The organism is Cephaloticoccus primus (assembly GCF_001580015.1).
In the GTDB taxonomy this organism is placed as follows: domain Bacteria; phylum Verrucomicrobiota; class Verrucomicrobiia; order Opitutales; family Opitutaceae; genus Cephaloticoccus; species Cephaloticoccus primus.
This window is the reverse complement of sequence record NZ_LSZQ01000028.1, coordinates 1-26,035: the sequence shown is the minus strand read 5'-3', so window position 1 is coordinate 26,035 and position 26,035 is coordinate 1. Positions and strand designations below refer to the sequence as shown.

The 26,035-nt window shown below is 63.9% G+C and carries 22 protein-coding genes and 2 tRNA genes; 10 read left to right on the top strand and 14 right to left on the bottom strand.

The annotated features are described in order from the left end of the window. Positions 1-118 precede the first annotated feature (118 nt). Positions 119-298: a hypothetical protein gene (locus AXK11_RS03055; protein ID WP_068629209.1), complete on the top strand. Its 180-nt coding sequence runs from the start codon at positions 119-121 to the stop codon at positions 296-298. A 291-nt stretch (positions 299-589) separates the two neighbouring features. On the opposite strand, the gene AXK11_RS03050 is transcribed toward AXK11_RS03055, so the two are convergent. The 4 genes from AXK11_RS03050 to AXK11_RS03035 form a co-directional block, all read right to left on the bottom strand. Then, the gene (locus tag AXK11_RS03050; RefSeq protein ID WP_068629208.1) at positions 590-1,060 is read right to left on the bottom strand and encodes an FKBP-type peptidyl-prolyl cis-trans isomerase; all 471 of its coding nucleotides are present in this window, start codon (positions 1,058-1,060) and stop codon (positions 590-592) included. A gap of 79 nt (positions 1,061-1,139) precedes the next feature. Continuing rightward, a complete protein-coding gene (locus tag AXK11_RS03045; RefSeq protein ID WP_068629206.1) occupies positions 1,140-2,534 on the bottom strand; it encodes a DEAD/DEAH box helicase in 1,395 nt (464 codons plus the stop codon). A 239-nt stretch (positions 2,535-2,773) separates the two neighbouring features. Further along, on the bottom strand, positions 2,774-3,169 hold the full coding sequence (locus tag AXK11_RS03040; protein ID WP_068629204.1) for an RNA recognition motif domain-containing protein: 396 nt from the start codon (positions 3,167-3,169) through the stop codon (positions 2,774-2,776). A gap of 363 nt (positions 3,170-3,532) precedes the next feature. Continuing rightward, positions 3,533-3,609, bottom strand: a tRNA-Pro gene (locus tag AXK11_RS03035). 270 nt (positions 3,610-3,879) lie between these two features. Here AXK11_RS03035 and AXK11_RS03030 point away from each other — a divergent pair. From AXK11_RS03030 to AXK11_RS03005, 6 genes are all read left to right on the top strand, one after another. After that, positions 3,880-5,226, top strand: a complete 1,347-nt coding sequence (locus AXK11_RS03030) for a porin (RefSeq protein ID WP_082780808.1) — start codon at positions 3,880-3,882, stop codon at positions 5,224-5,226. Positions 5,227-5,353: 127 nt separating this feature from the next. Further along, positions 5,354-6,193, top strand: a complete 840-nt coding sequence (locus tag AXK11_RS03025; RefSeq protein WP_082780807.1) for a phosphate ABC transporter substrate-binding protein — start codon at positions 5,354-5,356, stop codon at positions 6,191-6,193. A gap of 83 nt (positions 6,194-6,276) precedes the next feature. Then, the gene (gene pstC, locus AXK11_RS03020; RefSeq protein ID WP_068629202.1) at positions 6,277-7,809 is read left to right on the top strand and encodes a phosphate ABC transporter permease subunit PstC; all 1,533 of its coding nucleotides are present in this window, start codon (positions 6,277-6,279) and stop codon (positions 7,807-7,809) included. Next, positions 7,809-8,996 carry a phosphate ABC transporter permease PstA gene (gene pstA, locus AXK11_RS03015; protein ID WP_231865738.1) on the top strand — a complete coding sequence of 396 codons (1,188 nt, stop codon included), beginning with the start codon at positions 7,809-7,811 and terminating at the stop codon, positions 8,994-8,996. The genes pstC and pstA overlap by 1 nt, the downstream gene beginning before the upstream one ends. Next, the gene (gene pstB / locus AXK11_RS03010) at positions 8,990-9,919 is read left to right on the top strand and encodes a phosphate ABC transporter ATP-binding protein PstB (protein ID WP_231865737.1); all 930 of its coding nucleotides are present in this window, start codon (positions 8,990-8,992) and stop codon (positions 9,917-9,919) included. The genes pstA and pstB overlap by 7 nt, the downstream gene beginning before the upstream one ends. Positions 9,920-10,277: 358 nt before the next feature. Beyond that, entirely contained in the window at positions 10,278-12,623 is a 2,346-nt protein-coding gene (locus AXK11_RS03005; protein WP_068629200.1) for a TonB-dependent siderophore receptor, read from the top strand. A 99-nt stretch (positions 12,624-12,722) separates the two neighbouring features. Here AXK11_RS03005 and AXK11_RS03000 read toward each other — a convergent pair whose 3' ends face one another. The 4 genes from AXK11_RS03000 to AXK11_RS02985 form a co-directional block, all read right to left on the bottom strand. Continuing rightward, positions 12,723-13,775 carry an inorganic phosphate transporter gene (locus AXK11_RS03000; RefSeq protein ID WP_068629199.1) on the bottom strand — a complete coding sequence of 351 codons (1,053 nt, stop codon included), beginning with the start codon at positions 13,773-13,775 and terminating at the stop codon, positions 12,723-12,725. Between the two features lie 149 nt (positions 13,776-13,924). After that, positions 13,925-14,566 carry a DUF47 domain-containing protein gene (locus AXK11_RS02995; RefSeq protein WP_068629197.1) on the bottom strand — a complete coding sequence of 214 codons (642 nt, stop codon included), beginning with the start codon at positions 14,564-14,566 and terminating at the stop codon, positions 13,925-13,927. 433 nt (positions 14,567-14,999) lie between these two features. Next, complete coding sequence (locus AXK11_RS02990; protein WP_068629195.1) at positions 15,000-15,818, bottom strand: ElyC/SanA/YdcF family protein; 819 nt, start codon at positions 15,816-15,818, stop codon at positions 15,000-15,002. A gap of 86 nt (positions 15,819-15,904) precedes the next feature. Continuing rightward, positions 15,905-15,981, bottom strand: a tRNA-His gene (locus AXK11_RS02985). 192 nt (positions 15,982-16,173) lie between these two features. On the opposite strand from AXK11_RS02985, the gene AXK11_RS02980 reads away from it, so the two are divergent. Beyond that, positions 16,174-16,971 (top strand): endonuclease/exonuclease/phosphatase family protein, encoded by a 798-nt coding sequence (locus tag AXK11_RS02980; protein WP_068629193.1) that lies wholly within the window; start codon positions 16,174-16,176, stop codon positions 16,969-16,971. Positions 16,972-17,228: 257 nt separating this feature from the next. Here the strand turns inward: AXK11_RS02980 and AXK11_RS02975 are convergent, their stop codons facing one another. From AXK11_RS02975 to trpC, 5 genes are all read right to left on the bottom strand, one after another. Further along, complete coding sequence (locus AXK11_RS02975) at positions 17,229-17,837, bottom strand: PIN domain-containing protein (protein ID WP_082780806.1); 609 nt, start codon at positions 17,835-17,837, stop codon at positions 17,229-17,231. Further along, on the bottom strand, positions 17,827-18,213 hold the full coding sequence (locus AXK11_RS02970; protein ID WP_068629189.1) for a helix-turn-helix domain-containing protein: 387 nt from the start codon (positions 18,211-18,213) through the stop codon (positions 17,827-17,829). Before AXK11_RS02970 ends, AXK11_RS02975 begins: the two co-directional genes overlap by 11 nt. 256 nt (positions 18,214-18,469) lie before the next feature. Then, entirely contained in the window at positions 18,470-19,279 is an 810-nt protein-coding gene (locus AXK11_RS02965; protein WP_068629187.1) for a hypothetical protein, read from the bottom strand. A gap of 34 nt (positions 19,280-19,313) precedes the next feature. Then, positions 19,314-20,315 (bottom strand): ribosomal RNA small subunit methyltransferase A, encoded by a 1,002-nt coding sequence (locus AXK11_RS02960; RefSeq protein ID WP_068629185.1) that lies wholly within the window; start codon positions 20,313-20,315, stop codon positions 19,314-19,316. Between the two features lie 4 nt (positions 20,316-20,319). After that, on the bottom strand, positions 20,320-21,120 hold the full coding sequence (gene trpC, locus AXK11_RS02955; RefSeq protein WP_068629288.1) for an indole-3-glycerol phosphate synthase TrpC: 801 nt from the start codon (positions 21,118-21,120) through the stop codon (positions 20,320-20,322). 107 nt (positions 21,121-21,227) lie between these two features. On the opposite strand from trpC, the gene AXK11_RS02950 reads away from it, so the two are divergent. After that, a complete protein-coding gene (locus AXK11_RS02950) occupies positions 21,228-21,995 on the top strand; it encodes a MazG family protein (protein ID WP_068629183.1) in 768 nt (255 codons plus the stop codon). Further along, positions 21,973-22,926: a tyrosine-type recombinase/integrase gene (locus AXK11_RS02945; protein ID WP_068629181.1), complete on the top strand. Its 954-nt coding sequence runs from the start codon at positions 21,973-21,975 to the stop codon at positions 22,924-22,926. The genes AXK11_RS02950 and AXK11_RS02945 overlap by 23 nt, the downstream gene beginning before the upstream one ends. 390 nt (positions 22,927-23,316) lie before the next feature. Here AXK11_RS02945 and AXK11_RS02940 read toward each other — a convergent pair whose 3' ends face one another. Then, a complete protein-coding gene (locus AXK11_RS02940; protein ID WP_156469170.1) occupies positions 23,317-25,809 on the bottom strand; it encodes a hypothetical protein in 2,493 nt (830 codons plus the stop codon). Positions 25,810-26,035 lie beyond the last annotated feature (226 nt).

Sequence of the window (26,035 nt, the reverse complement as noted above, 5' to 3'; positions counted from 1 at the left end):
GCTTTGGCCTGACTCCCGGCCCCATATGCTAGCGAAATCGCGCCTCATTTTTGCCTCTCTCCTGCTCCTTGTTGTGCCTGCTTTGCTTTCTGGCTGCCTTGGCTTTCGGAAAAAAAGAGTGGCCCGTGAGAAATCGATCCCGACCGCAGTTGAGCAGACGCTCAAGACTCGCTGGGTCGAGAAACGGGTCGCCGAGCTCGTGGCCCAAGGGCTGAGTGCCCAAGCCGCCGAGCAGCAGGCAGGTGCCGAGTTTCGCGCGAAGTACAGCTTTACCAAAGAGGCAAAAGCAGGGCGGTAGGCCCCCCCGGCTGGATGCAGGCGGCCCTACGCGGGCGGCGGTGGCGGGTCGCCACTTCCATTTAATTTGCGATTTTGCCACGTGCGCTTCGCGCCCGAACAAAATCGCAAATTTACATGAACTCCCCCCTGTCGTTTCACGACAGGGGAAGGCGCATTCAAATGCGAATGAAGCGGAGAGCTGGGCTTTTCCAACTGAGTGTCGTGTGTGTGTTGCGCGGAACGCGCAACACACACACGACACTCAGTAAATGGGAGCAGGCACTGCCTGCCGCCCCACGCGTAGTGGTACTCAGTTCTTCTCGGCCGAGAGGAGTTGTATTGTAAAAACGAGCGTGGTGTTGGGCGGAATTTTTGGCGACTGGCCGCGCGTGCCGTAGGCGAGCTCGGGGGGGATGATGACCAGCCATTTATCGCCCGGGCGCATCAGTTGGATAATCTGATCCCAGCCCTGGATGACCTGGCCGCGCCCGAGCCGGAATTTGAAGGGCTTCTCCGCATCAATCGTTTGGTCGAAGGTGTCGCCGTTGATGAAGCGGCCGATGTAGAGCACCGACACCATTTGCCCGCGCCTGGCGGTCTGGCCGCTGCCTTCCTCAACGACGACGTAGCGGATGCCCGTGTTGGAGATCTTTGCATCGGGGAAGTTTTGCTCCACCCACTCAAGGTCTTCGGGCGGGAGCTTTTCGCGCTGCGCATGCAGGTGCAGCGGTGCGAGGGCGAGGCAGGCGAGCAAGAGCAGCGATGCGATGTGGCGAGACATGGTAGGCTGGGGAGTTAGTAAAATACGGCCCGAGTTCACGGACTTTTTTCAGATTTGGCAGGTAGCAGCCAGCAGTCCGTTAGCGGCTGCTGCGATTTCTTTGCGCTGTACCGCTGGAGCGGCTGCGCCCGCGACCGCCGCCGCTCGCACTGCGATTGGCGCCTGGCCCGCTGCGGCTGCCACTGCGGCCACCGTCATTGCTGCGGTGCCCTTGCGCCGAGCGTGTGCTGGCGCCGCTGCCCCGCCTGGCGTCGTTGCGGAAGTGGCCTTGGCGTGGGCTGCCTTCGTTTTCGGGCTTGGGCTCGTAGGGGCCGTAGGGGAAGCCTTCGAGGCGCAGCTCGGGGATGCGCGCACCGATGAAGCGCTGGATGTCGCGGATGTCTTTTTCGTTTTCCGGTGTGACGATGGTGAAGGCGTCGCCGACGGCCTGGGCGCGGCCCGTGCGGCCGATGCGGTGCACGTAGTCTTCGGGCTTCTCGGGCACGTCGTAGTTGATGACGTGGGAGACGCCCGCGACGTCGATGCCACGCGCGGCGATATCGGTCGCGACCATGACTTCGTACTTGCCGGACTTGAAGCCCGCGAGGGCTTCGATGCGCTGGTTCTGCGAGCGGTTGGCGTGGAGGACGGCCACGGAGTGGTTGGCCGTGCGCAGCTTGCGCGCGATTTTATCGGCCCCGTGTTTGGTGCGCGAAAACACGAGCACGCTGTCAAAGTCCGTGCGCTCGAGCAGGGCGAGCAGCAGGTCGAACTTTTGCGCGTAGCCGACCGGGTACAGCGCGTGCTTGACCGAGTCGTTTACAGAGCGATCCACCCCGATGGCGACGCGCGCCGGGTCGCGCAGCGCGAAGGAGGCGATGGCTTGAATCTCGGGCGGCACGGTGGCCGAGAAGAGCAGCGTTTGCCGCTCGCTGGGGCAGCGCCCGATGATGTCGCGCACGGCGGGCAGGAAGCCCATGTCGAGCATGTGGTCGACTTCGTCCAGAACCAGGGTCGTGAGGCCCTGCAAGCTGAGTGAGCCGTCCTTCAGGAAATCCATGAGGCGGCCGGGCGTGGCCACGATGATGTCCACACCGCGCGCGAGCTCGCGGCGCTGGTGGCCGTAGCCTACGCCGCCGAAAACCGCGAGCATGCGCAGGTCGGTGTAGCGGGCGAAATCGCGAAACGAGGTCTCCACCTGTGCGGCGAGCTCGCGGGTCGGCTCCAGAACGAGGACGCGCGGTCCGGACGCGCGGCTCGCATTTTTGCCGCCCGCTGCGGACGAGGCCGCGGTCGCGGCGTTGAGGAGCTTGTCGAGGATCGGCAGCGCAAAGGCCGCCGTCTTGCCGGTACCGGTTTGCGCAGAGCCGATGAGGTCGCCGCCCTCGAGTACGACCGGAATCGCGCGTAGCTGGATGGGCGTGGGCTCGGAGTAGCCGGCGGATTGGATGCCCCGAAGGATCGGCGCAGAAAGATTGAGTGCTTTAAATGGCATGAAAAGTCGGGCGCAGGCTTGGGCTGCTTTTGGCGGCGGAGCGTGGGTTAAATGGGCCCGCCTTTTTTTTAACTGGATAAACAGAGAAGGGAGAATGGGCCCAGCGTGCAGACTCGCGCGCGGCACCATCCCGGGGGAGGCGATCAGATAGATCGTCCAGAGACAAAAAACGGAGCCCGAAGGGGCTCCGTCGCGTTGAAAAATGGGCTGATTTATCGGCTGCCCGGGCGCGGGCGCTTTTAGTAGCGGTCGCGTCCACGGTCGCGGTCACGCCCGCCTCCGTAGCCACCGCGATCACGGTCACGGCCACCGCCGTAGCCACCACCACCGCCGCCACCGAAGCCGCGTCCACCACCGCCGAAGCCGCCGCCAGCGGGGCGCTCTTCCTTGGGGCGGGCCTCGTTTACCGTCAACTGACGGCCATCGAAGTCGCTGCCATTGAGTTTTTCGGCGGCCGCTTTGGCCTCTTCGGCAGTGCCCATCGTGACGAATGCGAAGCCGCGGGGGCGGCCACTCATGCGATCCATCGCGACATAGACGTCGGTAACATCGCCGAATTGCGCGAAGTGTGCGCGCAGGTCGTCTTCATTGGCTTTGAAGGGGAGGTTGCCGACATACAGTTTGGAGTTGCTCATCTGATGATTCGTAGATCTTCGCGTCCGCTGCCAGTTCTGTTCCCACCGTGGGTTTCGAAATCATCACTAGAGCCCTTGCTCTGCTAACGACTCACCAGATCCTGTCACCTAACGTTTTTTCTATCGAGGGCGGCGACAAAGTCAGACAGTGGCCGCCTCGGCAAGCCCGAATTCGCGAGTTTGGCAAGGGCTGTAAATTCAACCCGCCACCGCCCCGTATTGTTCAGCCATCCTGCAAGAGCGGGCGCGTAGGAGCGCAGCACTTGAATACCTGTTAAAACTGGAAGCCCTCGATGATCCCTAACGTGTGGGCCGAGCCGCATGCGGTTGTCTCTCAGGAAAACGCCATCCTCCCTCTGAGCCTGGTCGGGGTGGGGAGATTCGAACTCCCGGCCTCTACGTCCCGAACGTAGCGCTCTACCAGGCTAAGCTACACCCCGATTGCTCCAGTCCCCTTGAGGAGGGAGCGGCACCAAAAGGAGCCATCGTGGCAACCGCAACTGCAAATTTACCCGCGAAGGGAGGATTCTTCCCCCGTTGATCAGAGAAGCTTCCTGCTGGGCGAGTGTGAGTGCGGCCGCTTTATTTGGTGCGTCCCTGTGTGTGGGGAGCGTTTGTGGCGGGATTGTGACCTGGGAGACGCGGGTTTGTAACACAAAGGGGCGATTGTCGGGAGCGTAGCCCGAGGGTTTCGGGCGCACACGCTTCCCATGAATACTCCCTTCACCCAGTTCCCGAACACGACCAATGCTGCGCGCGCGCCGCGTTGTTTTTCTTATCGCCCCTTCTTAAGGGGCTTGGCGGTGGCCGCACTCCTCTGCGGCGTTTTTCTCGCTTCGTCACCTATCGTCCTTGCCAAGGATAGCGGTGCTTTAATTGAGCTCCTCGTTCGCAAGGGGATTCTCACTTCGCAGGAGGCGGAGGAGGTGCGCGCGGACTTGCTGCGCGAGGCCGCCGAGCCACCCGCACTTGCGACGGCAGGGAGCAGCCTTACCACGCGGCTGCGCGTGAGCGGCCGGCTTCAGGCGCAGTTTGCCTCGATCGGCACCGACATCGCGGGCACGAGTGCGGATCCGGCTGCGACGAATCACTTTTTCGCGCGGCGGCTCTACCTCACGGCGCGCGCCGACTTGGGGCCGAGCTGGAACAGCAACCTGACCTACGATTTCGCGGGCGGGCTTTTCGATGCGGCCTGGGTACAGTACAAGGGGCGCGCCTTCAGCGTCGATCTGGGGCTGCGCAAGGTAAACCTGGGGCTGGAGGAGCGCACGTCTTCGGGCAGCTTGCTGGCGATTGAGCGCTCGGGCGTTACCCGCTATTTCGTCGAGGAAAACAATGGCCGCCGTCTCGGTGCGGGCAGTTACCGCGTTGGCGTGTTCGTCGATGGGAAATCGCCGTCCGGCAAATTTTTCTACGGCGCGGCGATCACCAACCCCGAGCGTGCGGTAAACTCGGGCGCGGCGGCCTCGGCGGGCAACGGCTCGCGCAACCAATTTGCGCTGTGGGCCAATGCGGGTTTCAGCGGGCGCCTCGGCGAGGCGCTTGGCGGCGGCTCGATTGTGCTCGGTGCGGGGGCGGGCTACTTGCCCGATCAAGGCGGGCGGCCTACTGGCACGGGCAACGACCTCGCGGTGTACACGGTTTACGCGGATTTGCGCGGACTGGCGGGCGGGAGGCTCGGGCTCGCTGCCGAGCTGCTCGGCGCGGATGTCGAGCGCGGCGTCTCTGCCACGCGCGATGCGCAGCCCTGGGGCTACTGGGTGCAGCCGAGCTTGAAGCTCAGCGAGCCGTTCGAGCTGGTCGCCCGCTACAGCGCGCTCGATTCCGACGGGCGTGGCGTGAGCCTCTCCGACGGCGTGCGCTCAGCCCCGGGCGGTGGCACGCACGACAAGCTGCGCGAGCTCTTCTTTGGCGGTAACTGGTACCTGCGCGGCAACGACCTGAAGCTCCAGCTCGGCTACGTCTACGGCGAATCGCGCGGCGCAGTGGCGGGTGGCAGCTCGGCGGGCAAGGCCAAGTCGCAGGGCGTCCGCTCGCAGCTCCAGCTCAATTTTTAAACGGGCGGCGGCGGCACTGCGCCGTGCGCGGCACTGCCGCGCTGCCGCGCCCACTTTCACGAACGCACGTGTTCGTTTCCTCCCACCACTTCCCCCCGAAAAAAAATCCTTCGTTTTTCTCCACATCATGAAAACCCGATTCCTCCACGGCCTGCGGCCGATCATCACCACGGGCCTTGCGCTCGTGTTTGGCACTGCGCTGCACGCGCAGAAGCTCGTCATCAAAGGCTCCGATACACTCGGCGCGAAGCTCGTGCCCGTCCTCGCCGAGGATTACCGCGCGCTGCATCCGGACGTCTCTTTCGAGATCGCCGCCGAAGGCTCTTCGACCGGGCTTGCCGCGCTGATCGGTGGTACGGCGGACATCGGCATGTCGTCGCGCCGCGCGCGCGCCAACGAGCAAGCCAACGGCGTGGCAAAGGGCGTGACCCTGCGCCCGCTCGTCGTCTGCTACGATGGGATCGCGCTCATCGTAAACGAGGCTAACCCGCTGGACTCGCTCACCAAGCGGCAGGTCGAGCAAATCTTCACGGGCGACGTGCGCGACTGGGCGGCACTCGGCGGCGGCGCGGCCTCGGCGGGCCCGATCTCGGTCTACACGCGCAACACCGCCTCGGGCACTTACGCGGACTTTAAAGACCTCGCGATGAAGAAGCGCGACTACGCGCCCACCTCGCAGAAGCTCGCCGGTAACGAGCAGATCGTCTCCGAAGTCGCGCACAATCGCAACGGCATCGGCTACGTGGGGCTCGCCTACATCGGTGCGCCCGGGATCAAGGTCGTCGCGATCGAGGGCACGCGCCCGAGCAAGGAAAGCGTGCTCGCCAAGGCGTACCCCTACGCGCGGCCCAATTTTCTCTACACCAACGGCGAGCCCGAGGGCGAGGCCGCCCGCTTCATCGACTACGTGTTGAGCGAGGCCGGGCAGCAGCGCGTCGAGGAAATCGGCTTCGTGCCTGTGCGCTGAAGCGCCCGGACACGAATGCGCGAACTGCGAAAGTTTTCCTGAAAACGAACCGCACACCTGACCGCACAAAAATTTCGGCCGCCATGCCTCACCGCTTGCCCTCAGAAAACTCGCCCGACTTTAGCATCCGCCAGCGTCACCGCCGTATTTTCGGCCTGACGCGGGAGGATGCGATCCGGGCCTTTTTTGGCGGGCATGCGGTCGTGGCGGTCGTCGTTTTGGCGCTGATCACGCTCTTCTTGTTTCGCGAAGGCATCGGGTTTTTCGCGCAGCAGCGCGAGTCCTTCACCCGGTACCGTCAGTCGGGTCAGGAGCTGGTCGATCTGCTCCGCGAACAAGATCGGGCGCACGCCGCGCTGGGCCGCGAGCTCGGCGAGCTGCGCTTGCGTATGGGGGCAGCGGGGGCGGCGGAGTTTGCCGATTACGAAGAGCGCTTCGCCGATGCGGCCCTGCCGCTGCGCGAGCTGGCAGGCGAGCTCGGGGATATCGCCCTCGAGGCGAAGGAAAGTGCCACTGCGGCCACCCGTCTGGAAACTGTGGCGCAGCTCGTCGCGCAGTATCCGCAAATCGAGAAAACCTTTGTCGAGCTGGCTGCGGAGGTGAACACACTCGCTGCGGAGTGGGGCAAACTCACCGAGGCATCTCCGGCGGCGAACCTGGGCGCGGGCGCCGCCCCCAAAAATGGGCCACCCGCTCGGGCGCGCGAAATGGTTTACGCCCAAAAACGGCTCCGCGCCTACGTGGCGGCGTTGCCAGTCGCGCTCGAAGAAATTCGCTCCTGGTCGGCCACGCGGCCCGTCTCGCAGTGGCAGGTGGTTAAAAGTTTTTTCTTCGGCCCGCAGTGGCTGACGGCGAGTTTCTGGCAGGATTTTTATGGGGTCGTCCCGCTGTTCACCGGCTCGCTTCTGGTGTCGGCGATTGCGCTGTGCCTGGCCGTGCCGCTGGGGCTCGGCGCGGCGGTTTACGTGAGCCAGATCGCAACCGCGCGCGAGCGACGGCTGATCAAGCCTGTGATCGAATTTATCGCGGCGATTCCGTCCGTCGTGCTCGGCCTTTTCGGCATCGTGGTGCTCGGGCAGCTCTTGCGCAGCCTCTCGCAAGTGCCGTGGCTGGCCTGGGTGCCGGGCTTTCCTTATGCGGAGCGGCTCAACGCGCTGACCGCCGGCTGCCTGCTCGCGCTGATCGCGGTGCCGACGATTTTTACGCTGGCGGAAGACGCGCTGGGGAATGTGCCGCGCGCGTTTAAGGAGGGCTCCTGCGCGCTCGGCGCCAGCCCGATGCAGACGACCTGGCGGGTGATCGTGCCGAGCTCGCTTTCGGGGCTCTGTTCGGCGGTGTTGCTGGGTCTCGGCCGCGTGATCGGAGAGACGATGGTTGTCCTGCTCTGCGCGGGAAACCGGATCGCGATTCCTGACTTTACGGCGGGGCTCGGCGCGGCGGTGCAGCCGGTGCATACGATGACCGGGATCATCGCCCAGGAGATGGGAGAGGTCGTGCCCGGAACGATCCACTACCGCGCGCTTTTCATGGTGGGGCTGCTGCTCTTCCTGATCGCGCTCGCGCTCAACTATACCGCGCAGCGCCTGCTCGCACGCTACCGCTTGCCCACACTGTGATGACGATGAAAGCACAACTGATGGGCGGCGGCGAAAAGTCGTTTGGGCGGGGCAGCGCTGCTGTTGAGCGCGTTTCCGAAAATCGGCGCGCGGCTGCGACCAATCCCTTTTCGACGACTGCGGATGGCGCAGCTTCGCGAGCGCGGCGCTGGCTTGAGCGCAGCTCGGTGGGGCTGTTGCGCGCAGCGACTTATGTGGTGCTGTGCTGTGGGCTGGCGGTGTTTGGCGACATCGCGCTAAAGGGCTCGCGCACGGTTTTTCGCGCCGAGTGGCCTTTTGTGAACGTGGAGTTTCTCACGCAGGCACCGGAGTCGCTGCATGTGTTTGAATACGCAGGCGAATCGCGCGAGATGGGCGACCGCGAGTTTCGCGCCTTTGCCGCGAGCGAGCGTGCGCGTGCCGTCGCCGCGGAGGAGGAGGGGCGCAAGGGGCGGGCGGCTCCTCCCGCCGAACCGCTGCGCTCGCAGAGCTATGTTTATGCGGCGGGCGGGATCTGGCCTTGCATTGTGGGCACGGTGCTACTGGTCACCGGAGCGATGGGAATCGCGCTCGTGCTCGGCGTAGGCGCGGCGATTTTTCTGAGCGAGTACGCGAGGGAAGGGCGCGCGCTGCGGCTGATCCGGCTGAGCATCCTCAATCTGGCAGGCGTGCCCTCCATCGTTTTCGGCCTCTTCGGCTTCGCGCTTTTTGTGAATTTCTTTGGCTGGAATGTCTCGCTGCTCGCGGGCTGGTGCACGCTGGCGGTGATGGTACTGCCGGTGGTGATCACTGCCGCCGAGGAGGCGCTAAAGGCAGTGCCGCGCGGGCTGCGCGAAGGCTCGCTCGCACTCGGCGCGACGCCTTGGCAGACGATCCGCCGCGCCGTGCTGCCCTGCGCGCTGCCGGGGATTTTTACCTCGTCGATTTTGGGAATCGCGCGCGTGGCCGGGGAGACCGCGCCGATCATGTTTACCGCGGCCTATGTGGTGCGCGACAAGCTGCCCTGGGAGGTCGAGCGGATCAGCGACTTCGTTTTTCAGGGCGTGATGGCGCTGCCCTACCACATTTACGTGGTCGCCACAAAAATCCCGCAAAACGAGTACAGCAGCCGCGTGCAATACGGCACCGCCTTTGTGTTTCTGGGCGTCGTGGGGCTGCTCGCGCTCAGCTCACTGCTCCTGCGCAACCGATTTAAAACATCATGGTAACCATAGAAAACCTCACTCCTTCCCGGGGGCTCGCGAACCGGCTGTTGGAGACCCACTTCATGCGCAGCGCGGTGGTGCACCCGACGCTAGGCACCCGCGCGGGCGCCATTGTTGAGCGGCCACCGGTGCTGCGTGTGGCCCCCGGGCGCACGGCCCCGGTGCACGCGCCGACCGCAATCGAGGTGGAGCATCTCGACTTCGCCTATGGCGCAAAGCAGGCGCTCTTCGATATCAACCTCGCGCTTCCGGCGCGACAGGTGACGGCCTTCATCGGCCCCTCCGGTTGCGGTAAAACGACGCTCCTGCGCTGCTTTAACCGGATGAACGATCTGGTCGATGTGGCGCGGCTCACGCGCGGGCAAATCCGCATCCACGGAGCGGACATCAACGCGGCCGAGGTTGACCCGATCCTGCTGCGCAAGCGCGTGGGCATGGTTTTCCAAAAGTCGAATCCCTTCCCCAAATCGATTTATGAAAACGTGGCCTACGGACTGCGGATTCAGGGCCAGCGCCGCCGCGCAGTGCTCGATGCGGCGGTGGAGCAGGCCCTGCGCTCGGCCGCACTTTGGGACGAGGTGAAAGATCGTCTGGGCGATTCGGGGCTCGCGCTCTCGGGCGGTCAACAACAGCGGCTGTGCATCGCGCGCGCGCTCGCCGTCGAGCCGCAAGTCCTGCTGATGGATGAGCCCTGCGCGGCACTCGACCCGATCGCCACCGCCAAAATTGAGGAGCTGATCGGCGAGCTGAAGCGCCGCTACACAATCGTGATCGTCACGCACTCGATGCAGCAGGCACAGCGCTGCTCGGATCAGACCTGTTTCTTCTACATGGGCCACCTCGTCGAAAGCGGTGCCACCCGCCAAATCTTCACGCAGCCGACCGACCCGCAAACCGCCGCCTACATCAACGGCCACTTCGGCTGAGGTCGGTGAACCTCAGCCATTCTGTTTGGCCCCCTGATTGCCTTCGGCAATGTCGGGGAAGGGATTTGTTTCGGCGGTTCTGGTGACGGGGCAGGGCGCCGAGGCTACGCACGCTTGCGCGACACGGGGGAGCACGTAGCTCATTCTGCCCTGCTCGCGCCGGGGCCGCGTTGAGTAATTTAGCTGGGTTGGCGGATCGGATAGAGGGGAGCTTGAGGAATTTTGGGGTGATCCTGACGTTCGGTTTGCAAAAGCAGTTTTTTGAGGGATACGCGGTGAGAGAACGGGGGCCTTCGTGATCAAACACGGGAGCTACTGTACCAATAAACCCCACAACCCCAACCCCACCCCAAACCCTATGAAAACCCGAAACACCGGCCGCTTTTTTGCGGGCCTGTTAGCGGCTGTGACTTGCACGGCCACCGCACAGACTACCGCGCCCAATCCCGCCGTCGCGGATGAAGAGCCCGTCCGCTTGCCCGTCTTCGACATTTCCTCCGAGCGTGCCAATGCCTACCGGGCCGTTGACTCCATGTCGGGCTCCCGGATTCGCCAGGCACTCATCGATACTCCGGCGACGATCAACGTCGTGACCAGCGACTTTATAAAGGACATCGGCGCCGTCTCCATGATCGATGCCACCCAATACATTTCGGGTGTGGGGCACGGTTATTTATCTGGCGCGAGCGGTATTGCCGACCGGCAGGTGATCCGTGGCTTCCAGCTCTCTGGCCGTTCCATCGATAACTTTGCGACGATTGGCTCCTTTCAGAGCAACCTGGACCCCGCGCTTATTGAGCGGATTGAGATCGTGAAGGGCCCCAACGCCATTCTTGCCCCGACGGGAAACCCGGGAGGCTCAGTGAATGTTATAACTAAGGCCCCACAGTTCGAGGCTTCCCAGGTTGCCGTGCTCGAACTTGCCGAAGAGTTGGGCAACCGGCTCAGTGTTGATAGCACTGGCCCCCTGCCGGGTACCGACCGTTTTGCCTACCGCGTCACGTCCGGATACCAAGATGCGCACTCCTTCGTACCTGGCAAAATTCTCAACAAAAACGTAAATCCGCAGGTCGTCTGGGCCATCTCGCCGACTACCCAGCTCAAGCTGAAAGGCTTCCTGATTAACTGGGAAGCCAGGGGAGCGGCAGTAAGTCCTGCTACTTTGCATGTCGGCCCGGAGGTGAGCGACGGCGGGACCGCCTCGCTGGACTCGATTGTCCCCGGCTTTGGTTACGACGAATCCAATACGAAACCGGATTGGATTTTGCGCGATAACAAGGTTCGTCGAGCCACTTTGGAGTTTACTACCTCGCTTACCGATCAAATCAGCATGCGGCTGGCTGCGCTGCGCCACTATTCACACTCAATTGTTTTTGAGGAAGGCAGCTCGATCACTGGAAGCCCAGACCAGGCCAGCCGTTACAACCCGATGACGGGGCGTTATACACCGAACCATACCTGGGGGCTCCTTGATGATACGCTCGACTACGATGAGGCGACAAATCCCTACGTCTCGACCTCGTCCCCTCAGGTCGACCCTTCCGGCATCAGTATCGCTTTTCAGCCCAGCCTTCTGAACGACTACAACAATGAAACCCACTACCAGGCGGACTTTGCCGGGAACTTTGAAATCGGTGGGGCAGGCTCCGATGCGCTGGTCACGATTAAAACGGTTGCTGGCGGCTCTCACTCGCGGGCAACCAGCGAAACCCGCCGCCGCACGGCGTTTGGTTGGTCGGGGACTCTTGTCCTGGCGGATCCCGATACCATGCCCGCACGGCCTGTCTCCGCGGACTTTTCACCGTCCCTTGAGCTTTCCCAGCACAATACAAAAACCTGGGCTTACGCTTACGCGCAGCTCGGCTTCCTCGGGGAGCGGTTACTGATCAACGGCGGCATTTCCCGTCTCTGGCTCGATTACTTCACCAGAAATCATCTCGGAGGGAGCACAACTCGCCTGAAGGGAGATGCGGACAGCCCCTTTTACGCTGCACTGTTTAAAGTCACGCCGTATGCCTCGGTTTATTACAGCCACTCGACCAACGCCGACGGTACGCTCTTTGGCGGCGACGTGCGTTTCCAGAAAGGCGAGCAGGATGAGGTCGGGGTAAAGCTCGAGTGGTTTGAGCGGCGGCTATCGATTACGGCCTCCTGGTTCGATCTCTCGCAGAATAACTATCCGATCATAAACACGGCTCCCGAGACGGGCTTTGATCCTGATCGGCCACAGTTCGTCTTTTCGGATTTTACCAACGAGGGCTTCGAGCTCGATGTCGTAGGTGGCCTTACTCCGAGCCTCACCGTAATCGCCAGCTACACGGATATGAAACTGCGCGATGGTTACGGGCGGCAGCGGAGGAATATTTCAGATGAAATACTCAATGGTCTGCTCAAATACAGTTTTCTGAGCGGGCCTGCGAAGGGGCTGAATCTATTTGCCGGATTTAATCATGTGGGAAAGCACCCCGGGGAAAACCCCGCCGTAGATGTTACCCCGCGTGGCATCGTAACGCAGACCAGCTTCTACATGCCGGAACGTACGATCTACAACGTAGGGGCGAGCTACGATTACCGCTCCCTGCGCTTCCAGCTCAACGTGGATAACCTCACCGACAAGAAAACGCTTTGGCAGCCCAATGGCAGGTTTGGTGTGAGCCCATTTCCCGGGCGCAACGTGCGCTTCACCATGACCTATGGTTTCTAAGCTCTCTCTTCCAGCCGCCCCGCTTCCCGATGAGTGCGCGGGGCGGCTCGCTCCCCTTGAGCGAGCGTGAGCGGCAGGGGGCGGCCTTCGACCGTCCCCTTATTTCAGCAGTTTCTCGATGCCGTAGCCGAGCAGGCCGGTGATTGGCAGGGTGAGCACCCAGGCCCAGACGATGCGCTCGACGAGGCCCCACTTCACCGCGCTGAAGCGTTTCGAGCTGCCGACACCCATAATCGAGGTGGTGATGACGTGGGTCGTCGAAATGGGAATGCCGAGCGTGGAGGCGCCGTGAATCACGAGCGCGGCAGTGGTCTCGGCAGCGAAGCCGTGGATGGTCTGGAGCTTTACCATCTTGTGCCCCATCGTGCGGATGATGCGCCAGCCGCCCGCCGCAGTGCCCGCGGCCATCGTGAGCGCGCAGACGATCATCACCCAGCGGTGAACGGTAAATTCGGGCGTTTCCAGAAATGAGGCCCACGCGGGCAGCCCTTCAAAGATACCGGCCTGTGTGCCGGTGAAGAGCGCGAGCGTGATGATGCCCATCGTTTTTTGCGCGTCGTTTGAGCCGTGGCTGTAGCCCATGAAGCCCGCGCTGACGAGCTGCGCCTTGCCAAAGATCAGGCCGATGAGTCGCGGCCTGAGTTTTTTCAGCAGGGCGAGGAGCAGGTACATGAGCCCGGCGCCGAGCAGGAACCCGCAAAACGGCGAGGTGACCATCGGCAGCACGATCTTGGGCCACAGGCCGCCGTGGCTGCCGTCTTCGGCGATGATGTGCCAGTGCAGGACGTTCCAATTGCCATCGGACGCAGTGAGCGCCGCGCCACAGAGCCCGCCGACGAGCGCGTGGCTGGAGCTGGAGGGCAGCCCGAGCCACCAGGTGAAGAGGTTCCACACGATGGCGGCGAGCAGCGCGCTCAGCACCGTGCTCATGTCGATGACGTTGGTATCGACCAGGCCGCGGCCAATCGTGGTCGCAACGGCTGTCCCCATCAGTGCGCCGACCAGATTCCAGAAGGCGGCCCAGACGACGGCCTGGCGCGGCGTGAGGACCTTGGTCGACACGACGGTGGCGATGGAGTTCGCCGTATCGTGAAAGCCGTTGATGTATTCGAAGATGAGCGCGGCCAGCAAAACGAGCACGAACAGCGTCATGGAAAAATGGGCCAGAGGTTAGGCGCGCTGTGGCGCACGAGTGGGCAGAGGGAGGAGAGGCAGCAGCAGCAAGGCAGCATTCGCGTGGCGTTTTCGGGCGGGCAGCGGGGGGATGCGCGGCGCATCGGGCGGGCGGACCTCGGGCGTCATCACGAGTGCTTGAGGACGATCTGCACAACGATGTTTCCGGCGTTGCGGCAGGAGTCGACCGACTGCTCGGCGAGCTCGTAAATCTCCTGCAAGATGACGAGCTCCTTCGCATCGTAGGGCCCGCGGTAGAGCTCTTTCAGCAGGTCAAACATGACGCGGTCGGCCTCGCCTTCGGCGTAGTGGAGCCGGTCGGTCGCGGGGCGGATTTTCTCCAGATTCGTGCCGCTGCGCAGTTGGCGCACCATCACGACGACGGCTTCGACGGCGAGCTTGAGCAGCTCGGACTGGCGCTGGAATGCGCTGTGCGGCACGCGGCCCGGGTAGATCGAGAGCCGCTCGACCATTTTTTCGACCGACTTGGGGATGCGGTACAGGGCGACCGAGAGCGCCTCGATGTCTTCGCGCTCCAGCGGTGTCACGAAGGTGCGGCTGAGCTCCTCCAGGACGAGGTTGCGGATGCGCTTTTCGGCGCGCCGGCTCTGCATGAACTCGTCCAGATTTTCGGGCGCCTTGCCCGTCTTGTAGAGCTGTTCGAGGTAGCCTTCCAGCAGCGAGACGCTGGCCTTGGCCTCGTCTGCCCCCGCCTCTAGCAGGTCGTAAAACTTGTCGTCTTTGCCGAAGAGTTTTTTGAGCGAAAACATGTGCTTGGGCCGCAGAGTTGGAGGGATAACGGGAAGTGCGGCGAGTCTGATTTTTCCCGCCACTACACGCGGTGTGCGGAGAGTGGGAGGCGAGGCTCTACGCGGGCGGCGACAGGCGGTGCCTGCACCCATTTACTGTGCGGCTTGTTTGTCGGGCAGAAGGCCCGACAAACAAGCCGCACAGTAAGAGGATACCCGACCTCCGGTCGGGTCGGAGATTTAACCCTTTAACTTTTTCGCCGCGCCCCAATGGGTTCCCGCTTCATCCGCGATTCAGGCTCCTTCTCCTGTCGCGAAGCGACAGGGAGGCTAATTTGGGAATCGTGTTCCGCCGCACAGCGGCGGGGCCGATTCCCAAATTCAATGGCACGTGGCGCCCCGCCACCGCGGCCCGCGTAGGGCAGCCTTAAGGGCCCCCACGCGCAGTGGTGCGTCAGTCAGTGCGCCCGCGCAGCCGCGCCCAGAGGGTGCCCAGCCGTTCGTAGATGCCGCCCGTGCTGTTGCCCAGTCCGCTGATGTCGGCGGTCCACTCGTGCCAGCGGAATTTGGCGTTGGGGCGGATCTTGTAACCGGCGGGGCAGGCGAGGGCGTGCAGTCCGGCCTTTTGCGCGTAGCCCATGATACGCGGCATGTGCGAGGCGGAGCTTACGAGTGCCAGTGGCATATCGCCATAGAGTGCGTGCAGTGCGGCGACCTCGCCCTCGGTGTCGCGCGCCGCAGTGATCAGCCGCATCCGCTCGGGGGCGATGCCGAGAGACTCGGCGGCGCGGGCGAGGGCGGCCGCGGCCGTCTCGCTCTCCGGTGCGTCCTGTTCGTAGGCCGGGCCGGTCAAGATGAGTAGCGCATCGGGTAGCAGGCGCGCGAGTCGCACGCCTTCGACGAGCCGCGCCAGCCCCACCTCGCTGAGCCGCGACGTGGCGGGCAGCCAGGGCGTATTGGAAACGCCGCCCGCGAAGACAACGATGGCGCGGCACTCGGCCAGCGCGGCCGGGAGCGGCTCGCCGGGGGCGAGCTCGGGGATCGCGGCGTAGCGGGTTTCCAGCGGCTGGAGCAGCGCAATGCCGACTTGCTTGTGGCTGAGGACGAGCAGCAGGAGGATCCCCGCGCTGAGGCTGATTTTCCCCAATGTCCCAAAACCTTTGCGCCTGGTCAGGCTGCACAGCGCGCCGCCCAGGAGCATGAGCAAGAGGCTAAGTTGCAGCGGGAGCAGGAAGTAGGTGACCACTTTTTTTAGCAAAAACAGGAACTGCATGGGGCTGTGCGTGCGTAAAGTGTGCGTGTGTTCTGGTCTCGTCTCCCGCAAAAAAACGGCCCTCGCGAAGGAGGGCAGCTCGGGGGTGGGGCGGCCAACGGGACTCGAACCCGCGACCCCTTGAATCACAATCAAGTGCTCTAACCAACTGAGCTATGGCCGCCGCAAAAAAGAGGCGCGGACGCTCGCGAGCACTTCGCGACCTGTCAACTCTTGGTTTCGGAACTTGTACGCGGGGCGGACGAGGGGCGGCCTTGCGTGCTGTCGCCCGGTCGGGCGGTTTTGCGCTGCGCAGCAGCGGGCGGCTGATTGGGATCGCCGCGCTCGGGGCGCCCGCGCTAGATCTGCGCGCGGCATGCAGCAGCAACGCTTGCGGATCCTCACCTTTAATATCGCCCACGGTCGCGGGCTGGCGCCCATCCAGGGGCTGACGCTGCGCCGCAAGCTGCGCACAAACCTCCGCCGGATCGCGCGGCTGATCCTCAAGCTCTCACCCGACATCGTGGCGCTGCAAGAGATCGACCAGCATTCGCGCTGGGCGGGAAACTTTGACCAGCTCGAATACCTGCGGATGCACACCGGCTACCCGCATGCCGTCTTCGGCATCAACAACCACCGCGAGGGCCTCCTCAACCTGAGCTACGGAAATGCCTTTCTCTCCAAACTGCCGGTTCTGGACTGGGAGAGCCGGGCCTTTGGCACGCGCCGTGTCGGCGAAAAAGGCTTCCTGTACGCGGAGTTCGACTGCGGCGGGGGAGGGCGGCTACCGCTGCTCAATATGCACCTGCACTACCGCTCGCGCGTGCGGCGCTTCCGCCAGATCGAGCAGGTCATGGACTACGTGGCGGCCAAGCACTTCGACTGCGGCGCGCAGTGGGCGCTGCTGCCAATCGTGTGCGGCGACTTGAACAACGCCGCGCACCTGCCCGATGCCACAGCCCAGCTCCTACGCTATTTTTCGCTGCACGGCCACTACTCGCTGCACCCGCAAGGCGGCTTCACCTTCCCCTCCGCACTGCCTAGCCGCGGCCTCGACTTCATCTTCCTGCCGCCGGGCTGTGCCGAAGTCCGCTGCGAAATCGTCCCCAGCTACCTGAGCGACCACCGCCCCGTGTGGGTCGACTTCGCCCTCGCGCGCAACCAGGTAAGCTGATCCAGCCGCGGCTCGCCCAAAAGAAGAGTCGAAGCCGACGGCGCACCAACGAGTGCGCCGCAAAGTGAACGGGTCGAAGACTCCCCTGACCCCGCGGGGCGGTGGCGGGGCGCCACGTGCCATTCAATTTGGGAATCGGCCTCGTCGCTAAGCGACGAAGCACGATTCCCAAATTTACATGAACTCCCCCAGTCGCGAAGCAACTCGCCTCCCATGAAGCGGGGCTGCGACCCCGAGCCCCCAATGAGGGGGGCGCGTTAGCGCAATACCGCGTTGCTCTCGGCGAGCAGCGCTTTGGAAAACTCGGGAACGAAAGGTGCGAGTGCCCTCAGCTCGTCCTGGATGGTGAATTTGCGCCCGAGTTTTTGTGAGTGGTTACGTACAACCCGTTCGAGAGCATCTGCTATTTGCTCATGGTCCTGCCCATGCAGCCCGAGCAGGTAGTCCTGTGGGTGGAGCGCTCGGGTGTGCCATGGGGCTAGGTCCCTCGAGGCGAAGTCGCGTAGGTTGTAGGTAAGGATAACCCGCGCCTTGGCCTCAATCGCACAGGCCAAAACGTGACGGTCTTTTTCGTGATTCGTACAATGAGGAATCCACTTTTCGTAGCCGCTCACCAAGCTGGTCGGAAACTGGGCCAAGACTGCTGCCTGGAAACCGCGAGCAATCCGGGGCTCCCAGTGCAGTTTCTGAGTATGCGTGCGGTAGGTCTCTTCAAGAATTTGAGAAGACCAACGGGGGGAAATCAGCCCCAACTCAGCCAAAGTGAGTAACAGATCAACAACCGCGTAATTCGCCAAAACACAGGCGTCGATCACCACATACAAAAGTGCCCGCCCTTGATGAGAACTGCTGGGTTTAGCGATCACCGGAAGATTGGGCCATGGCCTCTGGAGGCGCCTCCCAGTAAAGCCCCTGTTTTATGAGAGCATCGGTAACCTCATCCAGTGCTTTGAGGGCGGGCGAGCGATCCCAGTGATCGAAGCGGGCCTGCCGTCTTCGGCGGTAGGCGGTAAAATCGGACAGAGTGATGTAGCGTTCGCCATTTACCTCATGACTGGGGATGGAGCCGTGGCGGCAGAGCGAGCGAAGTATCCACTCTTCCTGGTCGAGAAGTCGTGCGGCTTCGGCGACGGAAAGCGTCTCCTTGGCCAGGTCAGGCTGTGGCCGCTTGGGAGCGGGCCGCAGCTTGCGGCTGGTAGCGGTTGACGAGGCCGCCGGCTTGGCAATTTGGGCAGTGAGCATCGCGGGTGTTCCTTTCCTTTTTGTACGGAGAGTTAGGTAAGGCCGCCCCGCTCGCAACCCGTAAACCCTTTTGCCGCGCCCCGATGGGTTTCCCGCTTCATCCGCGTTTGATGCTCCTTCCCCTGTCGCAACGCGACAGGGAGGCAAATTTGGGAATCGTGCTTCGCCGCGAAGCGGCGGAGCCGATTCCCAAATTCAATGGCACGTGGCGCCCCGCCACCGCCCCACGCGAAGTGGAGGCCTCACCCCGCAGGCTTCATTTTGTTGCATGGGCGCGGGGGGAAGTACCAGTGGCGCCGGCAAACTGCATGGAGTGGAGCAGGGCGGTGAGGCGCTGGCTGAGCAGGGCGTTTTCTTCTTCGGGGGTTTTTTGGTAATTTCGGCTGTGGAGGCGTTCGCTCAGCTCGATGCTTAAAACGTAGACGACGCCGTTTTGAGCAAAGATCAGGTTGCCGCGTTTGGCGACGGGCGGGCGGCCTTCCCGGGCGGCGCGAGCGTCGGCGAAGGGCGTGCCAAACATGCTGCCGCCGGGCAGCAGCGTGAAGCAGAAGACCGCGCCTCCCGCTTCGTCATCCGGGACTGCGCCCTTGGTTGTTCCTGCGTTTCTTCTGGTTTCGCTCCCCGATTTTTCCGCAGCGCCCACTCCCTCTGCCGCGCTGAGCAGCCCGGGCTCGAAGCGCGTCGTCTCAATTTGCGAGCCGGGGAACATTTTCTCGAAGTCGGGCATCACGAGCATCGCGAAGAATGCCGTGAGGTATTGCTCGCGCTCGGTGGTCGCGAGCTCCCAGCGCTGCGTGGCGTCGAGGACGAAGGCGCCGATGCTCACATGCGTCGAATAGTCGTCGCGAAAGACGACCACATTTCCCGTGTCGGAGATGCTGCCGCCGAGCTCCGGCAGCACAGGGATTTTTACGCGGTAGAGCCCGCCGGGCGCGATGTAGTGGTCGCGCTCGATCGTGCCGAGCAGGCCGGTGGAAGGTCGGTTTGCCTCGGGCTGGGCAGGGGCCGTGCTAGGGAAACACAGCAGCGAAATGAGGGCGAGGAGGAGTGGGGATAAGCGCGCCATCGTGGTCGGGAGACTAGGGGGATCTCCCCGAGTTTCAAGAGGCCACGTAGGGCGCCAATTTTTCCCAAAGCGCGACAGGGACTTGCTCGGGGCGCGTTTGAGCCGAAAAGCCCGCCGCCTCCAGCTCGGCGAGCCAACCCTGCCCGCCGTCGGGGAGCTTTCCGCGGAGCAGGCTGCCCAATTGCTTACGCCGTTGCTGGAAACAGGCGCGAATCACTTGCTGTGTTTTCAGGGAAAAGCGGAAGGGCCGCACACGGCGCACGAGGTGGAGCAGGCAGGAATCCACGTCGGGCCGCGGATAAAAACAGCTACCCGACACGCGGTGCCCGGGCGCGACCTCGTAGGCGGACTGGAGGAAAATGGAAACCGCGCCAAATGCCTTGGTGCCGGGCTGCGCGGCGTAACGCTCGGCCGCTTCCAGCTGGAGCATGAGCACCATCCGGCTGGGGAGTGGTGCTGCTCCGCCGGGGCGCTGATTTTGCGCGCTGCCAGCCAACGGAGGCTCAGCTTCAGGCGACTGCGAGGGGAGCCCCGCATTGAGCACGCCGACCATCCACGGCGTGGAAATCGCGTAGGGCAGGTTGGCGACGATTTTGAAGTCAAGTGGCTGCGCCGCCGCGCCATCTGGTTGTACCGCGATTTCTGGGCCGCTCACCCATTCGGGCGAATTCTTTGGATCAAGGGGTAAATCCAGATTCTTAAAAATTTGGGATAAGCCTGCGAGCGGCTGTTCCACGGCATCGCCCTCCATCAGGTGGAGCCGAGCCGAGCCGCCCAGCTCCTGTGCGAGATACGCGTAAAGCTGCGGGTCTTTTTCGATGGCCCAGACTTCAGCTCCTGCGTCGAGCAGCGCGCGCGTGAGCGTGCCCAGGCCTGGGCCGATCTCGACCACGCGGTCACCGCTCGCGAGTCGGGCGAGCTCCAGCGATTTTCGCACGATATTGCCATCGACCAAAAAATTTTGGCCCAGGAAACGCTTCGGGCTGTGGCCGAGCCTCCCGAGCAAGTCGCGCGTCGCTGAGTAGCTGAGCGGCATCTCTTCAGGCGGTGGCGAGCGACTGGAGCAGCGCGCGCGGATCGGCCGCGCGCATGAGCGCCTCGCCGACGAGTATCGCATGGGCTCCGGCGCTGCGGGCTCGCGCCGCATCGGCAGGCGCGGCAATCCCGCTTTCGCTGACGGCGATCACGTCTTTGGGGAAGCGCGGGATGAGCCGTTCACTGAAACCGAGGTCAGTCTTGAAGACGGCCAGATCGCGATTGTTTACGCCGATGATCTGTGCGCCGTGCGCCAACGCGCGGGCGAGCTCGGCCTCTTCATGAATCTCAAACAGCGCATCGAGGCCTGCCGCGCGGGCGGCCGCGTACAGCGTGCTGATCGTCGGATCGTCGAGAGCGCGCACGATGATCAAGATCGCGCTCGCTCCGGCAGCGCGCGCTTCGTGCACCTGTAGCGGGTGCAGCATGAAGTCCTTGCGCAGGCAGGGCAGCGGCGCGGGCGTCGCGGCGAGCAGTGCGGTGACCTCGCGCAAATCGTCGAGCGAGCCGCCGAAGTAGTGCGAATCGGTGAGCACCGACAGCGCGCTCGCACCGGCGGCTTGGTAGCGGCGGGCTTGCTCGGGCGCGCTGGCGCCAGCGGCGATTGCGCCTGCCGAGGGCGAGCGCCGCTTGATCTCGGCAATCACGGCGAGCTGCCCGTCCGCGCGCCTCAGCGCTTCGGCAAAGGAGGGCGGGCGGGGCAGCGAGGCGTCGAGCTCGCGCAACTCGGCGGGCGAGACTTCGCGCAGGCGCGGGGCGATCTCGCGCTGCTTGTGCGCCATGATTTCGGTCAACTTGTCGGACATGGCGGGAGTGCCGCAAAGTGCCGCTGGCGGCGCAAGGTCGGGTTTTGTCTTTGCGGTTTTTTGCAAAACTGGGGCGAGATCCTCGCTCACCGATTTTACACACAACCATGAGCCAAGCATTTGACGAATTGCGCCACACAGTGGCCCGCCTGCGCGGCCCGGGCGGCTGTCCCTGGGATCAGGAGCAAACCCATGAGTCGCTGGTGCGCTGCCTGATCGACGAGGTCAGCGAGCTGATCGAGACCATCGACCAGGCGGACATGCCGCACATGCGCGAAGAGCTCGGCGACGTGTTGCTCCAGGTCGTGTTTCACGCGCAGTTGGCCGAGGAGGCGGGGCACTTCGACCTCGACGCAGTCGCGCGCGAACTGAACGAGAAACTCATCCGGCGGCACCCCCATGTGTTTGGCGCGGCAAATGCGGATGGAGCCGCCGGAGGCTACGGGCCCCTGATCGACAGCGCCGAAAAAGTGCTCACGCAGTGGGAGGCGATCAAGGCGCAGGAAAAGGCAGCGCGCCAAAATGAGGCAGGCGGCTCTTCGCCGGACGCCGCGAGCGGTGCGGCTGCCGGTCAACGCGCCCCGGCCGAGCCGCTCTTCAAGTCGCTGCCGCCACGGCTGCCCGCGCTGCTCTTCGCGGAGAATGTGTGGAAACAATGCCGCAAAAAGGAGCTCGGCACGCGGCTGCCCTCGGTTGACCGCGAGGCCGTCTCGACGCGCGCGGCTGGGCTCACCGAAGCTGAGCTCGGGCGGGCGCTTTTCGAGCTCAGCGCGGCAGCGCAGCAAGCGGGGCTCAACCCCGAAGATGCCTTGCGCCGCTGGACAAACCGCCTCATCGCCGAGGCCGAAGCCTGTGCCCGGACGCCCCGCAGATAGGCCGCGCGTGCCCGAAGCGGTACTTCGCGAGTGGTGGCTGCCCTTTGCCGATTATCTGGAGGGCGAGCGGCGCTACTCGCCGCTCACCTTGCGCAACTACCGGATCTCCTTTGAGGATTTTTACGGGTGGCTGCACGCGGCGGGCCTGTGGACGGCGGCGGGGCTCGACGGCCTGAACCCGCGCGACATGCGCGACTTTGTGATTGAGGCGCAGCACCGCTACAGCGCGCGCACGCTGCACAACCACGTCTCGGGGCTGCGCTCGTTGATCCGATTCTGGATGCGGCGGGAGCGCATCCGCCGCGATCCGTTCCTCGGGCTCCCGCTGCCCAAGTTCAGCAAGGCGCTGCCCCGATTTCTCACCGAAGAGCAGATGAAGCGCCTGCTGCTCGGGCCACAGCGGCTACTCGAAAACGGCGCAGTGGACGCGTTTACGGCATGGCGCGACCGGCTGGTGATGGAGCTGCTCTACGGCGCGGGACTGCGCGTGAGCGAGCTCGTGAACCTCGACTACGGGATGATCGACATGAGCGCAGGTGTGGCCCGCATCGTCGGCAAGGGGCGCAAGGAGCGGCTCTGCCCGATCGGTACGCTCGCGCTCGCCGTGCTGAAAAAATTTCGCAACGACTTCGCCACCCACAACGCAGGGGCGAGCGATCCGGTGGTGATCAGCGAAAAATTCCAGCGGCTGAGCGCCGCGCAGATTCGTCAGGTGCTGCGGCGCTACCTCGTGCTGGCCGATCTGCCGAGCGACATCACGCCACACAAGCTGCGCCACAGCTACGCCACACACTTGCTCAACGCCGGAGCCGACTTGCGGCTCGTCCAGGAACTGCTCGGCCACGCGCAGCTCACCACCACCCAAGTGTACACGCATGTGAGCATCGCCCGCCTGCAAGAGATCTACGCCAAAGCCCACCCCCGCTCCTAGCGGACTTGGCGATATTTCCCACTGCGCGTGGAAGCGGGAGGGCGGCCCTACGCGGGCAGCGGTGGCGTGGCGCCACGTGCCATTCAATTTGCGATTTTGCCGCGTGCGCTTCGCGCCCGAACAAAATCGCAAATTTAACGGGGCATCCTCCTGTTGCTTCGCAACAGGGGAAGGAGCCTGAATCGCAAATGAAGTGGGAAACCCATTGGGGCGCTGCGAAAAAGTTTACGGGTTAAACTCCCATTTGAGCTCCGGTCAGGGATTTTATTCAACTGTACGGCTTGTTCGTCGGGCGGAACGCCCGACAGCAAGCCGCACAGTAAATGGGAGCGGGCACTGCCCGCCGCCCCACGCGTAGTGGGGGTCGTTGGCCGCGCGTCGCAGACCTGCTTATTGGCGGAGGTCTACTCGTGTGCTGGCGCTGTTGAAGTGTTCGTCGAGGACGATGATTTCGACAGCGGTCGCCGTGCCGAGCTGCGCGGGGCTGAGCTCCAGGGCAAAGCCCTCTTCACGGCCGTCGAGGATGCCGTCGAGCGGGTGCGAAACGGTGTAGCGCGTGCCGTTATTGAGGTGAAACTCTGCGCCGCGCAACAGCGAGAGCGCATCGCGGGCCTGCACCGTCAGCGTGAGCCCGCCTGCTTCGGTGCGCTCAAGCTGGGTGTGGAGGATCTCGGGCGGGCTGCGGTCGACCACGAAATCGTCGGTAGAAAACGAAATGCTGAGCCGCTGCGGGGCGGGGCGCGGCGCGGTCTCGCGCACATCGAGTCGGGTGCGGTAGCGGCCTTCGGGAAGCGGGGCAGTGTCGAAAATCGCAAAGCGGTTTTCCGAGTCCACGAGCACGGGCTCCCACTGCGCGTCGGCGTCATCCTCGGGCCCGTGGATGGAGAGCGTACTCAGGAGCACATCGCCGTTGGCATCGCTCAAGTCCCAGATGATTACGCGCGAGCTGCGATACAGCGGCGTATCGGCGGCGGTGGCGAGATCGTCGCGGTAGCCGATCTTGGCGGCCTCGGCGGCTTTGCGCAGCGTGTCGGCGCTGTTGCGGGCATTGCTCGGCGGCAGCACGGTGAAGCTGCTGAGCTGCGGGTGCTGGTTTTGCGGGAGGCTGTAGAGTCGGGCACCGCTAACCTCAAATGCGGGGACCCGGGCGCTCAGCCGGAGCTGCACGTAGCGCCCGCGAAGCGGCGTGGGCGGCGGGGCGCCCTCCGGCTGCGCGCCGTTGTTCTCCGCTGCGTACCAGGCCGGATCGTCGCTGTGGCGGATCGCCTCGTGCCACTCGCCCCAGCCTTCGAGCGGATCGCTGCTGTAGCTGCTGCGCATCTCCACTCGTAACCCCATGTTGGCGGGGACAGAGAGCTGCCCTCCCGCCCCTCCCGCCCCCACGCGCAGCGCGCCGAGCTCGGCGGGGCCGCCCAGGTCGATCCGCCGCGTTGTCGCGACAAGCTCGGCATTGGCATCACGCGCCCAGCTCATCCGCTCCAGCGAGGCGGGGTTATTGCCGATCAGGAGAAAGTCACTGCCACCGTGAGGCAGTGGCACGATGGCGTTGACCTGGGAGGCGCGCGCTCCGGCAAAGAGCAGGTTGCGGCGTTGCTGCGGATCGTAGCCGAGGAGCTCGCCCTCGTCGCCCGCGGTGATGAGGACGTAGTCGCCGTGCCGCGCGAGCTGGAAAAAGCCGATCCCCACGCGGCTGAAAACCGTTTGCGGAAAGCCATCTTTCGGAAACCAGACGAGGCGCGAGCTGCCGCCAAATTTTTCCGCACCGGGTGCGGTCGGGGGCAGGGCGGCTCGGGTTTCGCCATCGCTGCGGCTGCCGCCCGCCGAGCCTCCTTCTTCGCTGCTGCCGCTGTCATCGCCCGAGTCCCCGCTCTCGTCGGAACCGGAAGAGGAGTCGGTGCTCGTGGGCACTGAGGAGCGCAGCGAGCCGCCGCCACTGCTGCTGCTGTCGAGGCGTTGGCGGCGCTGGGTGTCGCCTCGCGTGATCGCCGCGTAAAAACCATCGTCCCAGCCGAGCAGCGTGGTGACTTCGGCGTTGTTGTTTTCCGCCAGGACGCGCGGCGAGCCGCCGCTTGCGGGGAATTCATAGACATTTCCCTTTGGGGCGGAGCCCGCGATTACGCGGCCATCGGCGAGCCGCAGGAGGCTGCGCAAGTTTTCGTCGCGCACGCTGCCCCAGAGCGTGAAGCCGCGCTCGGCCAGCGCGGCCTCATCGTCTGCGGGGAGCTTTTCGAGGCCGATGCCCGACGCGCGAAATTTCGCGAGATCGACTTTGTAGATCCGTGCGGGTGCGCCCGTGGCGACGAGGACTTCCGTGTTTTTGGCAGTGGGGGCCGCCTGGTCGAGGGCTGGCGCATGAACGCTGATCGCAAGGATCGAGCCGACGGGCAGGGCGCTGCGCGCGATGACCTGGCCATCCTGCACCAAGCTGAGCGCACCCTCGGGTGAGCTGCCTGCGAGGAGGCCGCCGTCGGGCAGCGTGGCGAGCGCGAGCAGGTGCGAGTCGTGCGGCAGCGTGATCGTCTCGGCTGGAATGAGCGGCGCCTCGCTGTCTGCCGCGGCTAAGTGATACGAGAGCAGTTTCCCTGCGGGCCCTGTGCCGAGGAAGAGCGTGCCGCCTGTTTCGGCCGCGCTCCAGAGCAGGTCTGCATCGAGCGGCAAGTCGAGCGGACTCACGCGCGGGCCGCTGACGAGCGCGCCATCGGAGCGGGCAGCGAGCCCGTCGAGGCTTCGGCTCGGCACGTCGCGATAAAAATTAACCTCGCGCGAGGTGGAGAGCGTCTGGGCAGAGGCCGGGTCGCCGAGGCTGAAGAGAGTGACGAACAGGCCGAGTGCGGCGCGGGAGAGGTGTGAGCGGCGAAAGGAAGAGCAGGGAAGGGATTTCATGCAGGAGTAGAACGGAGCGGAAACAAAGTAGGCGAACAGGGCAAGGCGTGTGTCGCGCAATTAGGGACTGTTACTTATTTACTGAGTATCAAGATTCTTTCGGGACTTTCGTACTCAGTGAGGATTTGTGACTAACTGATTTCTATTAATTATACTGAGATGCTCTAAGTATCAATCGGAACTTGTTAATCATGACTAATCGTAAATTGCTTCAACTGGGGTTTCC

What these genes read in the sequence shown, in the direction of transcription:
- AXK11_RS03050 (WP_068629208.1), bottom strand. Translation starts at nt 1,060, where the DNA reads ATGTCTCGCCACATCGCATCGCTGCTCTTGCTCGCCTGCCTCGCCCTC.
- AXK11_RS03045 (WP_068629206.1), bottom strand. Translation starts at nt 2,534, where the DNA reads ATGCCATTTAAAGCACTCAATCTTTCTGCGCCGATCCTTCGGGGCATC.
- AXK11_RS03040 (WP_068629204.1), bottom strand. Translation starts at nt 3,169, where the DNA reads ATGAGCAACTCCAAACTGTATGTCGGCAACCTCCCCTTCAAAGCCAAT.
- AXK11_RS03030 (WP_082780808.1), top strand. Translation starts at nt 3,880, where the DNA reads ATGAATACTCCCTTCACCCAGTTCCCGAACACGACCAATGCTGCGCGC.
- AXK11_RS03025 (WP_082780807.1), top strand. Translation starts at nt 5,354, where the DNA reads ATGAAAACCCGATTCCTCCACGGCCTGCGGCCGATCATCACCACGGGC.
- pstC (WP_068629202.1), top strand. Translation starts at nt 6,277, where the DNA reads ATGCCTCACCGCTTGCCCTCAGAAAACTCGCCCGACTTTAGCATCCGC.
- pstA (WP_231865738.1), top strand. Translation starts at nt 7,809, where the DNA reads ATGACGATGAAAGCACAACTGATGGGCGGCGGCGAAAAGTCGTTTGGG.
- pstB (WP_231865737.1), top strand. Translation starts at nt 8,990, where the DNA reads ATGGTAACCATAGAAAACCTCACTCCTTCCCGGGGGCTCGCGAACCGG.
- AXK11_RS03005 (WP_068629200.1), top strand. Translation starts at nt 10,278, where the DNA reads ATGAAAACCCGAAACACCGGCCGCTTTTTTGCGGGCCTGTTAGCGGCT.
- AXK11_RS03000 (WP_068629199.1), bottom strand. Translation starts at nt 13,775, where the DNA reads ATGACGCTGTTCGTGCTCGTTTTGCTGGCCGCGCTCATCTTCGAATAC.
- AXK11_RS02995 (WP_068629197.1), bottom strand. Translation starts at nt 14,566, where the DNA reads ATGTTTTCGCTCAAAAAACTCTTCGGCAAAGACGACAAGTTTTACGAC.
- AXK11_RS02990 (WP_068629195.1), bottom strand. Translation starts at nt 15,818, where the DNA reads ATGCAGTTCCTGTTTTTGCTAAAAAAAGTGGTCACCTACTTCCTGCTC.
- AXK11_RS02980 (WP_068629193.1), top strand. Translation starts at nt 16,174, where the DNA reads ATGCAGCAGCAACGCTTGCGGATCCTCACCTTTAATATCGCCCACGGT.
- AXK11_RS02970 (WP_068629189.1), bottom strand. Translation starts at nt 18,213, where the DNA reads ATGCTCACTGCCCAAATTGCCAAGCCGGCGGCCTCGTCAACCGCTACC.
- AXK11_RS02965 (WP_068629187.1), bottom strand. Translation starts at nt 19,279, where the DNA reads ATGGCGCGCTTATCCCCACTCCTCCTCGCCCTCATTTCGCTGCTGTGT.
- AXK11_RS02960 (WP_068629185.1), bottom strand. Translation starts at nt 20,315, where the DNA reads ATGCCGCTCAGCTACTCAGCGACGCGCGACTTGCTCGGGAGGCTCGGC.
- trpC (WP_068629288.1), bottom strand. Translation starts at nt 21,120, where the DNA reads ATGTCCGACAAGTTGACCGAAATCATGGCGCACAAGCAGCGCGAGATC.
- AXK11_RS02950 (WP_068629183.1), top strand. Translation starts at nt 21,228, where the DNA reads ATGAGCCAAGCATTTGACGAATTGCGCCACACAGTGGCCCGCCTGCGC.
- AXK11_RS02940 (WP_156469170.1), bottom strand. Translation starts at nt 25,809, where the DNA reads ATGAAATCCCTTCCCTGCTCTTCCTTTCGCCGCTCACACCTCTCCCGC.